Raw genomic sequence first — 14,381 nt, forward strand, 5'->3', positions numbered from 1 at the left:
GGTATAATAGTCCCGTGTTTTTAGTTTCTTCCCTGCACCTTACCCTCATACATGCCGAAAAAAACACACGCCTTTCCAGTGGCATGTGCTTTCTGTTTACCGCTGCCATTTCTCCTGCATAAAGAGATAAAACAGCCTGTTTAACCGTTCATATAAATCAGCTTCACCCTCGGTCTGAAAGGCTTCCATGCTGTCTTTTGATTCAATGATGGCCGAGCTTACCGCGCTTAAAATTTCCGCTCCTTCAGCCGGCATATCAGCCGGCGCCATCATCACCAGCGCGCGCGTGACGGTAAGGGAGTTTCCGTCCATGCCTTTGACACTGTATGGAGCCGTCAAATCATAAATTTTGAAAAAAGGCGTGACAATTTCTTCATTTTTGAGATGATAAAGTGTCATCACGGTTCCGGGGATGCCAAGACCTCCCTGCCGCTCACGCTCAGCAAGCAGCAGCGCGGTTTTTTGCGCGTCACGGACATAGCCTTCTTCCTCCAGCATGTGAAACAGATTTCCCAAAAACAGATCGTATTCCATATTTGATTCGATGGGCCTGATTGAAAAATGCCGCAAAACGTCTTCGATGACTGCTGCATAATGCCTCATACGTCCGGCGGCTTCCAGCATATCCGGTGTGTCCGGTTTCTTTTCTTCTCTTGACTGCCTGCCTCGTTTTTTATCAAGAATGAGCGGGATCTTCCTTTTAATGTACTGCTTGACTTGATCAGCGTCTTCCTCGTCTAATAACGGGCTGACCATAATGTAATCAATATTTTCATACGGGATCGGGACAGTGGACACGATCATATCGTATGCGCCGATATCGCGGTCCTTCAGCTCAATGAGGGAAGACATGTCAAAGGAACGGATTTCAGGAAGCTCTTTTTTCAGCCTTGAGGCAAGCATTTTAGACGAACCGATGCCGCTTGAACACACGATCAGCGCCTTAATTTTCGCCTCTTCCCTTTTGATTTCCAGCGCTGAACCGAAATGAAGAACTATGAAAGCGATCTCATTATCGGAAAAATCCAGTCCCGGAAAGTATTTTTCCATCCCTTCTTCTACCGCCATGTAGAGTAGAAAATAGTCGCGCTTAATTTGCTCTGTCATCGGGTTGTACATGTCGATATTTTCTTTCACACGGTTGATGGCCGGCTCCAGGTGGGCGATTAAACCGTCGTATAATGAACCGTTTTCCGTCAGGCCGATTTTGATTTTTTCAGAAATAAAGCAGATGAGCCGCTTTGTTTGCAAAGCGGTTTCGAATTCAATTTCCTGCGGCTTGAATTCAGTTTTGTATTTGCGGTTGGCGCTTCGCAAGTGAATCGTGATATAACCGATCTCAGCTTCCGGAATGAGAACGCCGAACGCTTTTTCAAGCTCTTTTGCCATTTCGAGCGCGGAGCCGTATTCTTTCGTCTGCTGAAGCGCCTCAAGTTCCGACGCCTCCATCGTGATCGTTTCGCCGAGTCTGATCCGATCCATTGCGAAGGTTAAATGAACTGCAAGCGCCATATAGGAGCTGTCAGATAAGGCCAATGCGATTTTTTCCTTCAGCTGAAATAAGAGCCGGTCCATTTTCAACAGTTCCCCTTTGTTCACGACGCCGAACATTTTCTCTGTTGAGCCGGGTGTTCTCTTAATATTCAATTCAACCGCTTCCAAAAAGCTCTGAATATCAAGGCGGTTGACAATGAGATTGCCGACGATTTTCCGTTTTGCATTTTCAGGCCCTGTAAGCTGAATGCCGAAACCTCTTTTGCGGATAAGCGTCAGGCCGAACGGCGCAATCCACGCCTCCAGCTCATCCAGATCATAACTGACCGTCGCATTTGTGACTTGAAGTTCATTCGCAAGACTGTAGAGTTTGATCGGATCTTGAGACTCTAATAGCGAACAAAGAATTAAGAGCTTCCGTTCCTCAGCGCTGTATTCATTCTGTTCATAGGACAAATCAGCCATCAGTCTTTGTTTATCTTCTGAACTCCCCACAGCCTTAAGGCCTTTTCCCGGCTGTTTATCAAGTGTCAGGCCGAATGATTCCATCAGCGGTTTGACCGTTTTCAATTCGCGGTGAATGGTCCGTGTGCTGACTTGCAAAGCTTCTGCCAGTTCATGTACTGTCTCGTACCGATTTTGCAGTAAAAGATGCTTCATTAATTTTTGTTCTCTCGCTGTCTTATACATGAGACGCCCTCCAGATTTTCAAGTTGTGAGAGGTAGTGGATAGCGGTTGTGTTTGCTGAGGAAATTGATGTACCTTATAATATAAAACGCTTTCAGTTCATATTCAACCATTTATAAATGGTAATTTGGCATGAAGCAGTGTGACAGCATTGAAAAAAGAAAAGTGTGTCAGATAACCTGTCGGGATGCTTGTTTCTCTGTAAACGGCGGTCTATACTTCAAATTGACCTTATTGTTTTGACAATGCACACCACATGAATAAACGCCCGGGAGATGATCATCTTCCGGGCGTTTGTTTGTGTTATGGAATATCGTATCCTTGCACGCTTGTATAAATCCGAAACCACTGATCATGGCTGAGCTTGTATTCCGAAGCGCTGATCGCGGCGGAAATGCGGTTCTGTTTTCCGCTCCCCACGATCGGCATGATGTTTGCCGGGTGGGTGAACAGCCAGGCGTACATTACTTCATCAATGGAAGCGGCTCCGATTTCCTCTTGGACGGACTCAAGCGCGGCACGGATTCGGGTGTCTTTGTCCGATGTTCCGGCAAATACGCTGCCGCCTGCAAGCGGTGACCATGCCATCGGTGCAATGCGTTTTTCCTGACAGAAGTCCAAAGTGCCGTCATGGATATTTTCCAGCTCATAGGCTGATATTTCAATTTGGTTGGTGACAAGCGGTTCATCCAAGTAGGATTCCAGCAGCCTGTATTGATGCGCTTTAAAGTTTGACACGCCGAAATATCTGACCTTGCCTGAGCTTTTCAGCGCGTGAAATGCTTCGGCCACGGCTTCCGGGTCCATTAACGGGTCAGGCCTGTGAATGAGAAGCACATCCAGATAATCCGTGTTAAGGTTTAAAAGTGATTGCTCCGCAGACGCTAAAATATGAGCTTTCGCCGTATTATATTGATGCGACCTGTTTTCGGGCCGTTCCGGTGACTTGATGACAATCCCGCATTTCGTGACGATTTCTATTTGTTCCCTTACGGCAGGCGAAAGGGCAAGAGCTCCGCCGAACAGCTTCTCACACGTATAACCGCCGTATATGTCGGCGTGGTCGAAGGTGGTTATGCCTTGGGAAATACACCATTCAATGAGATTGAGCAGCTCCCCGTCCGAATAATTCCATTCATTCAAACGCCAAAGCCCGTGTATGACCCTTGAAAATTCCAGATCTTCTGCCAATTGAATACGCCGCATGTGAAATCCCCCTTTTTCTTTGTGTGTCCCCGCCTGTGATTGTGCTTTTTAGGAAATGCCCCATGCTCTTTGATTCGGCTTCAGCGGCCTATTATCCTTTCGTCCTGAAAAAATCGTCTTTTACTTGTCCTGAAATTGCTTTTTTGCTTTTTCCACGACATAGTGGCTTCCGCCGCGTTTTTTGACGTCTTGAATCATCATTGCGATCAGCAGGTCTTTCTTTTTGTAATCGTAGCCGACGAACCAGCCGTTTTCTTTGCCGTTTTTATCTTCTTTGGACGTCTTCAGCTCGGCTGTTCCCGTTTTTCCGGCTACGGTAATGCCGCTTACGACCGGCTGGTATGCTGAGCCGCGCGGATCTTCAACGACGCCTCTCAGACCTTTTGTGATTTCTTCGGCATTTGCTTTGGATACCACTTGCTTGTGCCAGATCTCCGGTGTTTTCACGCCGTCTTTGACTAATGTCGGTTTGACGAGATTTCCGTCAGTTACAAATGCGGTATAGTCTGCTGCCAAGTGCAGCGGAGACATTTGCATCTGTCCCTGACCGTAACCGGTATCGCCGAGCAGGATATCGGAATCGAGTTTGCCGTTAGCAATTGATGACTTTTCTATCGGAAATTGATACGGAATGTCTTCATCAAAGCCAAATGATTTTAATCCTTTTGTAAATGCATCTGCACCCGCGTCAATGGCATTTTGCGCAAAGTAGATGTTGTCGGACGTAATCAAGGCGTTTTCGAGATCGACTTCACTCAGGCGCTCTGATACCCGTGTGACATGATAGCCTCCCCAGCTTGAGTCTTTTTGCCACTCTTTGCCGGTAATTTTTTTCTTTTCAGAAGCCTTTAACGTTCCGTTCGTCAGGCCGACCGCCGCGGCAATCGGTTTAATGGTTGAGCCCGGCGCATAGGTTTTGTTGAATTTTGCTGTAAACGGATTGTTTTTATCTTCGTTCAGCTTTTTCCATTCTTTATCGCTCCAGCCGAAAATAAAGCCGTTCGGGTCGTAAGACGGCGCGCTGACAAGCGCCAGTGTTTCTCCCGTTTTCGGTTCGAGGGCAACCGCCGCTCCGCTGTCATCCTTCATGGAGCCGTACAGCTTTGTTTGGGTTTTCATATCGATTGTTAAATGAATATCCTGGCCGTTTTCGGCTTTCTTTTCAGCAATGACGTCGCCTGTTTGCGGAACGTAAATTTTCCATCCTGTTTTGCCGCGCAGCTTGTCTTCATATACAAATTCAAGACCGGCGGTGCCGATTTTGGATGTGTCGCTGTATTGGCCTTCCTTTGTTTCTTTCAATTTTTCCGCAGTGATGGTTTTGATATATCCGGTCAGGTGGGCCGCTTTTTCGCCGTACGGGTAGTAGCGGGAGCTGACTTTCGTTTTCGTGACGCCGTCTAATGAGAGCAGGCTGCTGACCATGCTTTCGTCGTCAGGTCTGACCTTCTGAATCGGCACATAGGCGTCGTCTTTTACCCAGCTCTGATTCAGTTTGTTTTTAATATCGTCTTCAGAAAGGTCTAGTTTTTCAGACAGTTTTTTGATCACTTTTTCTTTGTCCTTGCCGAGTTTGCCAGGGATAATGCCGATTTCCGGCACCTCTGTATTAACGGCAAGTCCTTTTCCGTCTTTGTCGTAAATTTGGCCCCGCTTCGGTTCTTCATTTGCAATTTGCACGGTTTTGTCGTCGGAAAGCTGTTTGAAGATAAAGGAAGGATTCCAGTCGATGTTCCATGATTCTCCATCATCAGTTTTTTCTTTTTTCAGGACGGCCGTGTTTTCAAAGGCGACCTTTCCTGCTTTTGTATCCATACTGACTTTATAACCGATGTGCTGGAGGTCGTCTTTTTTCTTATCGTCTTCGTCCTGTTTTTCAGCAGTGACTTTCAGATTTTTGACGCCCGCCTGTTCATAAATGGTTTCATGCCGTTTCACAAAATCCTTCTTGGATATTTTTTTCTTTTCATCCTGAGTGAGGCTTTGGTACATTTTATCGTAATGACCGCCGTTCCAATCTTTGACGAAATCTTTCATTCTGTCTTCGGCTGATTCTGTTTTTGAACAGCCGATCAATCCTATAATTCCTGCAAGTAAAAGCAATACGTATATACCTTTTTTCACTATCTATTCCCCTGCCTTCCAAATGTTATTTTCTCCTAAACCAAATCAGGCTTGCAAGGATTTTTTTCATATAGAGTTTAAAATTTTTTTATTTTTCTAGCAATCTTTGCCCATATTCCTATACAATTTATCTATTAAAAAAAGGGGGAGTTGTGAATGATCAGAGAAGCAGCCATGCTGCATGTAAAAGAAGGTCTTGAAGGGGAATTCGAAGAGGCGTTTCGCCGGGCGGAGCCGATTATAGCGGGCATGAAAGGTTATCTGTCCCATTCCTTGTCCAAATGTATGGAGGAGACGCATAAATATTTGCTGCTTGTAGAATGGGAGACATTGGAGGATCATACAAAAGGCTTTCGCGGATCGCCGGAGTATCAGGAATGGAAAGCCTTGCTGCACCGTTTTTATTCACCATTTCCCGCTGTGGAGCATTTTCAGGATATATCATGATCAGATAGCGTAAAGCGTAAAACCGATTAAGGAGATCGACCATACAAAAACGGCGGTGTACATATTAAATTTTCCCGAGCTGTCGTTTTCTTTTCTTTTTTCTTCCAGCCCTTGAATAAACATGACCGCACCGAGAAACACAAGCATAATCGGCTGGATGACTGAGGTATGCTCTGCATACGTAAATGCGGCAGCCGCAAGTATAATAATCAGCATAGCGAGTGATAGCTTTAAGGCGCGCAGCAATAAAATCCACCCTTTCTTTTCTTCGTTTTTTGAACACAATTCTATTTCTGTCTTTATCCCCCATTATTCTAGCGTACTTTTTTTGCATATAGAACAAGAGACGGGCAATTTTAAGTTTGTTTTAAGGAGCGCAAAAAAAACGCGCCCCAAAAAAATGGAGCGCGTTTTGTTAAGAAGCGGCAAGGCTTCCGTATCCGAGCCCCCGCAGGACACTGGCCATGACTTCGTAGCCCCTGCCGTTAGGGTGAACGCGGTCAAAGGAGAGATAGTCGTTCAGCTTTCCTTTGAAGGCGCTGTGAACATCGGCGATTTTCACGTGCGGCGCTGATGCGAGCGTACTGAGGTGAGCATTATAAGAGGAAATCCATTTTTCAGCAATAGGGATGCTGGGAAACGGATTGTATAAATTGAAGACGCGGATTTCATAAGGAGCCGGATGCTTTCCTTTTATGTCGGCAATCCCGGCAATCATCTTTTCAAAATTTTCATGGCAATGCGCAGACACGCGGGTAAAGATAGAGGCATCCGATGTTTGCTGATACGTTTGAACAGAATCGATTAAATCATTGCCACAGCCTGTGATCGTAATCATATCTGCTGCTTGAATCCGCCTTTGAATATACGGCCAAGACATAAGTCCCAGGATTTCTCCCGTCTCAAGGCCGGATTTCGCAAAAACAGAAATGTCGATCTTTGTCTGTAAATCTTCTTCCATCATACACCCGAAACGCTGAACAAAGCCGGCTGAAAACGGACAGGCTCCCCTTCCGGTGGTCAAAGAATCGCCGAGCGCCGTATAAACAAGTGCCATTTTCTTTCCTCCACTCGTTACTGTCGATATTGTAATGTACGCGAGTGAAGATAAATTGGCTCGGTCAATACCCCAATTTCTCAGAAATATGCTGCGCGGCGCTTTTGACCTTATCCGTTAAATACGGCAGGCGGTCCTCTGAAAACCTGGCTTCAAAGCCGGCAATGCTGATCCCCGCCGCCACCTTGCCTTCATGGTTGAAAATCGGCGCTCCGATCGCCGCGGTATAGTTCTCCAATTCTGAGCAGCTGAGTGTATACCCCGTTTTTAATGACGTTTCAATCGATTGAAGCAATGCAGCCGGATCTGTGATCGTGCCTGAGCCGATCGCCTTAAGCTCTGTCTGCTGAAGATAAGCTTCAATCTCAGCTCTTGGCAGAAACGACAAAATGCTTCTGGCGCACGCTCCCGCGTACAAGGGGGATCTCCGGCCGATTGCCGTATAGAGACGAACGGTTTGTGTGCCTTCTATTTTTTCGACATAAATGGCTTCATCGCCGTCCCTCATAATAAGCTGAACTGCCTCATCCACTTCGACGCACAGCTCTTCCATGATAGGTTTTGCAATTTTTCTGATGTCAAGGCGTTCGGAGACGAGCTGCCCGAACTGTAAAAAAATCAGACCCAATTGATAACGGCCATCGGCGCCGCGGGTGAGAAATCCCATTTCCTCCAATGAACAGGCCATCCGGTGAACGGAGGTTTTCGGCATCCTTGACTGTGATACCATTTCATTTAAGGTCAGACTCGGCTCTGTCAAAAACAAATGAAGCAATTCCATTGATTTGACTACGGTTTTGTTTTTGTTCTCCACGTTCTCAGCCCCTTTGTTATGTCAGCCATTCCATTTTAAGCCTTACTTGCAGCTCCTTCACCTGCTCTTCTCTTTGCAGAATCAGCATTTCCGCTTCCTCTCTTGAAACAGGCCGGAAGGTGATATGTTCACCGGGCATCATTTGCGAGACGAGAGGAAGATCGGCAGAGATAATATGCGCGATTCTCGGATAGCCTCCCGTCGTTTGTCTGTCGGCCAGCAAAATGATCGGATTTCCGTCCGGCGGCACCTGCACCGTCCCGAATGTCACGGCCTCTGACACCATTTCCAGCGGCTCCTCTAATTCAAGCTGTTCGCCCTTCAGCCGATAGCCCATCCGGTCGGATTGCGGTGTGACTTTAAACGGATCATGATAAAAACGCGTTTTCGCCTCCTCGGTAAAGGCGTTAAATTGGGTGCCTTCCAAAACGCGAATAGCCGGATTTTTTTTCAGCGGTAAAAATCCCCGGCGGCTGACGGCCCAATCAGGTGCTGAAAAACCGCGCTGCCCGGCAAAGCGGCTCAGACGGGCTGCTATGGTTTTCGATAGCTGTGTCATGCTGCCGAGCGGCAACTCGTCATCTTTTTGCAGCGCTCTGCCGTGAAAACCGCCAATCCCCGCTCTGACATAGGTGCTTTTGCTTTCCATGACGGCGGGCACGTCAAATCCTCCCGCAACAGCGAGATAAGCGCGGCTTCCCAGCTTGCACGGCCCAAATGAAAGAGTGCTGTTTTCCTTGATGAAAACCGGCTTCCACAGAGGGGCCGGCTCTCCGTTAATGTGTAAGGCAAATTCAGCGCCCGTTACGGCGATGACCGCAGGTTCTGTCATTTCAAACGAAGGCCCCGGCCCCATGAGCGTGATTTCAAGCCCCGCTTCTGTTTCCTCGTTTCCGGCGAGCATGTTGGCGATGCGCAGGGAAATGGTATCCATGGCGCCGCTTCCTAATACGCCGTATTTCTGATAACCGGTTCTGCCCGTATCCTGGATCGTTGTCAGCAGGCCGGGTTTCAAAACTTTCATACTCAACTGGCTCCCTCCTTCCGGCGGCTGTATTCTTCCGCTGTGATTCGGACGAATTTCACCGTGTCACCGGATCTTAACAGGCTCGGCGGATTTTTTTCAGGCTGAAACAGATTAAGCGGCGTACTGCCGATCAGCTGCCAGCCGCCTGGGGTGGAAATCGGATACACACCTGTCTGAAGCCCGGCGATGCCGACTGAACCCGCTGGAATTGAGGGTCTCGGCGACGATTTTCTCGGGGCGGCGATCCGCTCAGACATTCCTCCTAAAAACGGAAATCCCGGTGCAAACCCAAGCATATAAACAAGATATTCGCCTTCGGTATGAATGCGGATGACATCTTCAGGCGTCAGATCGTTAAGCTTGGCGACCTCTTCTAAATCAGGTCCGAATTCCCGGCCGTAACAAACAGGGATCTCGATGATCCGGCGGCCATCTTTTTGCTCCGCCGTAAGATCGCTCAGGCGTTCCGCCACTTCTTTTTTCACCAGTTCAAACGGTGAGACACCCTTCTGAATTTCGGTGACGGCGTATACATCATAAAAGATGGTTAAGCTTGTAAAGGCCGGGATACATTCAATGAATCCCGGAAACGGCCGTTCTTCCATACAAGCGGCTGCCGCATGAACGCGGCCGTTGACCTGCTCGCTGATTTTTTCGCCAAAACGGATGATAGCGGCGGAATCACCGAGCGGCTGGATATCAAGTGCGGTATTGCCGCTATACTGCATCATTGTCATCACCTCGTTGTAAAATATCTTTTTCTCTATTACAGAACGGCCAGCGACTCATTCTCTATATCGGTGATCAGCATGTGCCCCGGCGAATGTGTAATCACGATGTCAGGTTTGGCCTCCATCACCACGGCCTGCGGTGTGACGCCGCAGGCCCAAAACACGGGAACCTCACCTTCACGCACAGTGACAGCATCTCCGAAATCCGGCTTGTCCAGATCGCTGATACCGATGCCTTTCGGATTTCCGATATGGACGGGTCCGCCATGCACGGCGGGAAAACGGGACGTGACCTGCGCTGCACGGACGGCCTGCCTTTCCGGCACCGGCCTCATACTCACCACCATCTTTCCTGAAAAAGGACCTGCCGGGACACAGCCGATATCGGTTTTATACATCGGAACATTTGAACCTTCCTCGATATGCCTGACCGGAATTTGATGATTGATAAGCGCTTGTTCAAATGAAAAGCTGCAGCCGATCAAAAAGCCGACAAAATCATCCTTCCAATACGGCGTAATATCCGTCACCTCTTCGGTGAGCACACCGTGTTCATAAATTCTGTACTTCGGAAAATCCGTCCTGATGTCGGCACCGGGCGCGGCGATTGCCGGAACGGGCGAACCTGCTTCCGTCACGTCAAGCACCGGGCAGGGCTTTTGATTGCGCTGGCAGAATAAGAGAAAATCAAAAGCTGACTCTTTTTTTAAAATGACGAGATTGGCTTGCGCATAAGAAGCGGCCATTCCCGCAGTCGGACCGGTGATCTGCTCCTTGCGAATCAGCAGCCTGACTTCATGCGGACTCATATCACTCATAAGCGGTTTCATCTCATCAGCTCCATAACTGCGGCAATTGTGTAAATAATGTATAAACTCCCATAACGGCCATTACCGCAACAACGATGGCGCCGCTAACAGTCAGCCAGATCGGATGCCTATAGTCGCCGACGATTTTTTTCTTATGTGCGGCAAATAAAATCGTGCCTAAAGCAATCGGCAAAATGAATCCGTTCAGAGATCCGACAAATACAAGAATTTTCGCAGGCTGTCCGACGGTGATAAAAACGAGTGTTGAAACGATGATAAAGCCGATAATAATACCTCTAGAATGCTTCTCGATTTTCGGAGAAAACGTTTTAAAAAAGGAAACAGACGTATAAGCAGCTCCGATAACCGATGTAATGGCTGCGGACCACATAATTAATCCGAATATTTTATAACCGACATTTCCTGCCGCAAGCTGGAACACTGAAGCAGCGGGGTTATTTTTGTCAATATTCAGTCCTTTCGAAACGACGCCGAGCACGGCAAGAAAAAGAGCGATCCTCATAATAGAAGTAATCAGAATTCCCGCTACAGAACTTTTTGTGACCTCGGGAATCGCATCCTTCCCTTTAATCCCGGCATCAAGCAGACGGTGGCCTCCGGCAAACGTGATATAGCCGCCGACTGTTCCGCCGACAAGCGTGACGATGGCAAGCACGCTGATATGATCGGGCACAAAGGTTTTGGCAATGGCATGGCCGACCGGCGGCGCCGTTGTGACAGCCACATATACCGTTAATAAAATCATGATAAACCCAGCGATTTGCGTAAACCGATCCATCGCTTTTCCGGCTTCTTTAATCATAAAAATGAGGACGGCAATAACCGCACTGATAACGGCGCCCGTTTCGGGAGAAATGCCGAACAGCACCTGAAGGCCGAGTCCCGCCCCGCCAATATTTCCGATATTAAAAGCAAGGCCCCCAAGAACGATTATCGTGGCGATGATATAGCCTAACCCGGGGAGCACCATATTTGCGATTTCCTGCCCTCTTTTTCCGGAAACGGCAATAATCCGCCATACATTGGTTTGGGCAAATATATCTAAAATAATAGAGATTAAAATGACGAATCCGAAACTGGCCGCCAATGTATTTGTAAAAGTAGCCGTCTGTGTCAGAAAACCCGGCCCGATCGCTGAAGTTGCCATTAAGAAAGCAGCTCCCATCAGCAATGACCAAGTTCCCGCTTTTTTCACTGCCGGTTGTTTTTTTTGCTCCATGCTGTCTTCCTCCCTCTGTGGTCAGTTCTGTGCCAGTGCACTGATATGAATGCCGGCGGCTTGTAATTCTTTTCTGATCGTTTTTGCGAATGTGAGCGCGTGGGCGCCGTCTCCGTGAATACATACGGTGTCGGCCTGCAGGCGCACAGCTTGTCCCTGCTGGGAAGTTACGGTTCCGTCTTTGACCATTTGAATGACTTGCTGCACGGCTTTTGAATCATCCTGAATTAACGCGACCGGCTGTGAGCGCGGCGTCAGTGTGCCGTCCGCTTGATAGGTGCGGTCCGCAAATACTTCACTTGCCGTCTGAAGCCCGATCTGTTCTCCAGCTTTAATCAATTCGCTCCCGGCAAGCCCAAAAAGAATGAGCTCCGGATCAAAGCGGTATACGGCTTTGGCGATTGCTTCTGAAAGCTTTTGATCGACCGCCGCCATATTGTATAAGGCTCCGTGCGGCTTTACATGCTGCAGGCTGAGTCCTTCGGCTTTTAAAAATCCTGACAGCGCGCCGATCTGATACATTGTCATATCGTACGCTTCGTCCGGAGAAATTGCGATCGGCCTCCGACCGAACCCTTGAAGATCAGGAAGCCCGGGATGAGCGCCGATTTTCACGCCCTTGCCGGCTGCAAGCGCCACCGTTTTGCGCATGACGCCGGGGTCTCCCGCATGAAACCCGCAGGCGATGTTCGCAGATGTGACAAATTCCAGAATATCTTCATCGAGCCCGATCCGATAAGCGCCGAAGCTTTCTCCTAAATCACAATTGACGTCAATCTGAAACATAAAATCCCTCCCGCTATAATGAAAACGCTTTATTATATTATTATTCCGTTATTCGGAATAACTATTCCGAATTATTGGACTTCTTCTTATTATAACAATTCTCACGGCTTTGAACATCGTTTTGTCAGAAAACCTACCATGGACCTAGCCGGCATAAAAAAAGAGAGCCTCACTGGTGAGACTCTCTTTTCTGCTTATAGCACCCAATGCCGGATCGCTTTGGCAACGCCGTTTTCTGTGTTGATATCGGTCACCCAGTCTGCGGTTTCTTTGACGATGTCCTGGGCATTTCCCATCGCGACGCCGACACCCGCTTTTTCAATCATGGCAATGTCATTCAGGCTGTCGCCCATGGCCATGACATTTTCCATCGTGAAGCCGAGTTTTTCCGATACCTTCGCCAGTGCCGCCGCCTTGTTAATGCCGAGGGCGTTCACTTCGATATTTGTCGGGCTGGAGTTGGTGATTTCAAGCTCTTTGTTTTTTTTCAGCTCATTCAGCACTTCATTCCGAACCTCGTCATCCTCAATGTCAAAACCGAATTTGAGCCACTGGTGATCCGTAATCGTTTCAGGGAATTCCCCTCTCCACACTTTGTCCACAGTAGAGGCCCAAAAATTCGTGTTGTGCTTATTTCTCAAATCCCACATTTGCTGAATATGATCCGTATGGAGAAGCTTGCGCTCAATCAATTGAAAGTTTGAATCCCAGATTTCGCTGCCGTTTGCCGTAATTAAAAAGGATGACAGCTCAAGAGACTCAGCCAGCTCACGGCACGTCATCAAGGTCCGGCCGGTGCTGATGACCACGTGAACGCCTTTTGCCTCCGCTTCCTTGATTGCCCGCCGGTTTTCCTCCGGAATGAGCTGCTCGTCATTCAGCAGTGTTCCGTCCATATCTATCGCAATCAGTTTGATATCTGCGTCTTCTCTTTGTATCGGCATATATGTACCTCACTTTTTATAATGTAGTCGTCTCTATTTTAATACATAATACCCACGCAGACAAAAACCCGCTCCCTGACGTTTGGCGAGGGCGCCGTTGAGGAAAACAAATGGTGAGGTGATGTTGGATGAAAGAAAGAAAGCAGAAAAACAAAGTAAATGAAAATCCTGAACATCATGACTTAACAGATCCGATTCCGCTGGAAGAGCTGAAAGAAAACGCCAACGATGAAAAACACAAGCACGATCAGCGGGACAATTCACAAAGCGAACGAGATTACGATACAAAATAACAGGCTTGACGCAGTCAGCCGCTGTCCTTTTGGACAGCGGCATCCTATTTTTTCTGCGATTCAATAAAAATACTGATCTCCGCTTCCGCGACAGGCTTCCCGTCCACAGACGCTTTCGCCTGTCCGAACACAAAACCGCGTCTGCTCCGCGTGACTTCGAAAAAAAGGTCCAGACGGTCTCCGGGCACAGCGGCACCTAATCTTTCCGCTTTCTTCACCGCAGACAGCAGGCCGAGGCTGTTTTCACCTGTAATTCCGGCGTATGCAGCGGTTTGAGCCAATGCTTCAATCACGAGCGAAAACGGCATTTCCCTTTGTGACTCCGTAATAAACCAGTCATTTTCGCTGACGAGCTTATATGCCGCCGCACGTTTTCCGGGTTCACTTTCCTTTGCGCCGTCAATCAGCAGGAACGGATAGCGATGGGGCAAAAGCTTCTGATTCATAGTTTCCTCATCCCTTTCTCCATTATTATAACGCCGATAGGATATAACGGAAAAGAGATTGAAAGGGTGATATTGATGGCTGCGAAGCCGCTCGTGATACTGATTCATGAAATATACGGAAAGAATGCCCATATGAAAAAAATGGCCCGGCTGGTCAGAAAGGCGGGCTTTGAGGTGATCACGCCGATTCTTCTCGAAGAGCGGGAGGTATATGATTTAGAAGAGGAAAAAACGGCATATCACCGGTTTGTAAAGAACCGCCAGCTCGAAAAGGC

General features: G+C 48.0%; 15 protein-coding genes and 1 pseudogene. 3 read left to right on the forward strand and 13 right to left on the reverse strand.

The window, feature by feature from the left end; genetic code table 11:
• Positions 1 to 96 precede the first annotated feature (96 nt).
• The 3 genes from J7E26_RS04400 to J7E26_RS04410 form a co-directional block, all read right to left on the reverse strand.
• On the reverse strand, positions 97 to 2,184 hold the full coding sequence (locus J7E26_RS04400) for a BglG family transcription antiterminator (protein WP_214801697.1): 2,088 nt from the start codon (positions 2,182 to 2,184) through the stop codon (positions 97 to 99).
• Positions 2,185 to 2,485: 301 nt separating this feature from the next.
• The gene (locus J7E26_RS04405; protein ID WP_214801701.1) at positions 2,486 to 3,388 is read right to left on the reverse strand and encodes an aldo/keto reductase; all 903 of its coding nucleotides are present in this window, start codon (positions 3,386 to 3,388) and stop codon (positions 2,486 to 2,488) included.
• A gap of 120 nt (positions 3,389 to 3,508) precedes the next feature.
• A complete protein-coding gene (locus tag J7E26_RS04410; RefSeq protein ID WP_353618088.1) occupies positions 3,509 to 5,512 on the reverse strand; it encodes a penicillin-binding transpeptidase domain-containing protein in 2,004 nt (667 codons plus the stop codon).
• A gap of 156 nt (positions 5,513 to 5,668) precedes the next feature.
• Here J7E26_RS04410 and J7E26_RS04415 point away from each other — a divergent pair, with 156 nt between their 5' ends.
• Complete coding sequence (locus J7E26_RS04415) at positions 5,669 to 5,959, forward strand: antibiotic biosynthesis monooxygenase family protein (RefSeq protein WP_214801705.1); 291 nt, start codon at positions 5,669 to 5,671, stop codon at positions 5,957 to 5,959.
• On the opposite strand, the gene J7E26_RS04420 is transcribed toward J7E26_RS04415, so the two are convergent.
• The 9 genes from J7E26_RS04420 to J7E26_RS04460 form a co-directional block, all read right to left on the reverse strand.
• On the reverse strand, positions 5,960 to 6,205 hold the full coding sequence (locus tag J7E26_RS04420; RefSeq protein WP_061522853.1) for a YczI family protein: 246 nt from the start codon (positions 6,203 to 6,205) through the stop codon (positions 5,960 to 5,962).
• Between the two features lie 169 nt (positions 6,206 to 6,374).
• Entirely contained in the window at positions 6,375 to 7,016 is a 642-nt protein-coding gene (locus tag J7E26_RS04425) for a GDSL-type esterase/lipase family protein (protein ID WP_214801707.1), read from the reverse strand.
• Positions 7,017 to 7,080: 64 nt separating this feature from the next.
• Positions 7,081 to 7,830: an IclR family transcriptional regulator gene (locus J7E26_RS04430; RefSeq protein WP_214801710.1), complete on the reverse strand. Its 750-nt coding sequence runs from the start codon at positions 7,828 to 7,830 to the stop codon at positions 7,081 to 7,083.
• A 16-nt stretch (positions 7,831 to 7,846) separates the two neighbouring features.
• Entirely contained in the window at positions 7,847 to 8,854 is a 1,008-nt protein-coding gene (locus J7E26_RS04435; RefSeq protein WP_214801916.1) for a 5-oxoprolinase subunit C family protein, read from the reverse strand.
• A 2-nt stretch (positions 8,855 to 8,856) separates the two neighbouring features.
• Complete coding sequence (pxpB, locus tag J7E26_RS04440) at positions 8,857 to 9,588, reverse strand: 5-oxoprolinase subunit PxpB (RefSeq protein WP_214801713.1); 732 nt, start codon at positions 9,586 to 9,588, stop codon at positions 8,857 to 8,859.
• Positions 9,589 to 9,623: 35 nt separating this feature from the next.
• Positions 9,624 to 10,397 carry a putative hydro-lyase gene (locus J7E26_RS04445; RefSeq protein ID WP_214801917.1) on the reverse strand — a complete coding sequence of 258 codons (774 nt, stop codon included), beginning with the start codon at positions 10,395 to 10,397 and terminating at the stop codon, positions 9,624 to 9,626.
• Positions 10,398 to 10,422: 25 nt separating this feature from the next.
• On the reverse strand, positions 10,423 to 11,637 hold the full coding sequence (locus tag J7E26_RS04450; RefSeq protein ID WP_214801716.1) for an NRAMP family divalent metal transporter: 1,215 nt from the start codon (positions 11,635 to 11,637) through the stop codon (positions 10,423 to 10,425).
• 21 nt (positions 11,638 to 11,658) lie between these two features.
• Positions 11,659 to 12,423 carry a 5-oxoprolinase subunit PxpA gene (locus tag J7E26_RS04455; protein ID WP_214813163.1) on the reverse strand — a complete coding sequence of 255 codons (765 nt, stop codon included), beginning with the start codon at positions 12,421 to 12,423 and terminating at the stop codon, positions 11,659 to 11,661.
• Between the two features lie 194 nt (positions 12,424 to 12,617).
• Complete coding sequence (locus tag J7E26_RS04460) at positions 12,618 to 13,367, reverse strand: Cof-type HAD-IIB family hydrolase (protein ID WP_214801722.1); 750 nt, start codon at positions 13,365 to 13,367, stop codon at positions 12,618 to 12,620.
• A 128-nt stretch (positions 13,368 to 13,495) separates the two neighbouring features.
• Between J7E26_RS04460 and J7E26_RS04465 the strand changes: the two genes are divergently transcribed.
• Complete coding sequence (locus J7E26_RS04465) at positions 13,496 to 13,660, forward strand: hypothetical protein (RefSeq protein WP_156476741.1); 165 nt, start codon at positions 13,496 to 13,498, stop codon at positions 13,658 to 13,660.
• 44 nt (positions 13,661 to 13,704) lie between these two features.
• On the opposite strand, the gene J7E26_RS04470 is transcribed toward J7E26_RS04465, so the two are convergent.
• Positions 13,705 to 14,106 (reverse strand): 3-hydroxyacyl-ACP dehydratase FabZ family protein, encoded by a 402-nt coding sequence (locus tag J7E26_RS04470; RefSeq protein ID WP_214801725.1) that lies wholly within the window; start codon positions 14,104 to 14,106, stop codon positions 13,705 to 13,707.
• Between the two features lie 75 nt (positions 14,107 to 14,181).
• Here J7E26_RS04470 and J7E26_RS18595 point away from each other — a divergent pair.
• Positions 14,182 to 14,376: pseudogene (locus tag J7E26_RS18595) on the forward strand (dienelactone hydrolase family protein); the annotation flags it as partial.
• Between the last annotated feature and the right edge of the window lie 5 nt (positions 14,377 to 14,381).

The organism is Bacillus sp. ISL-51 (genome assembly GCF_018613535.1).
In the GTDB taxonomy this organism is placed as follows: domain Bacteria; phylum Bacillota; class Bacilli; order Bacillales; family Bacillaceae; genus Bacillus.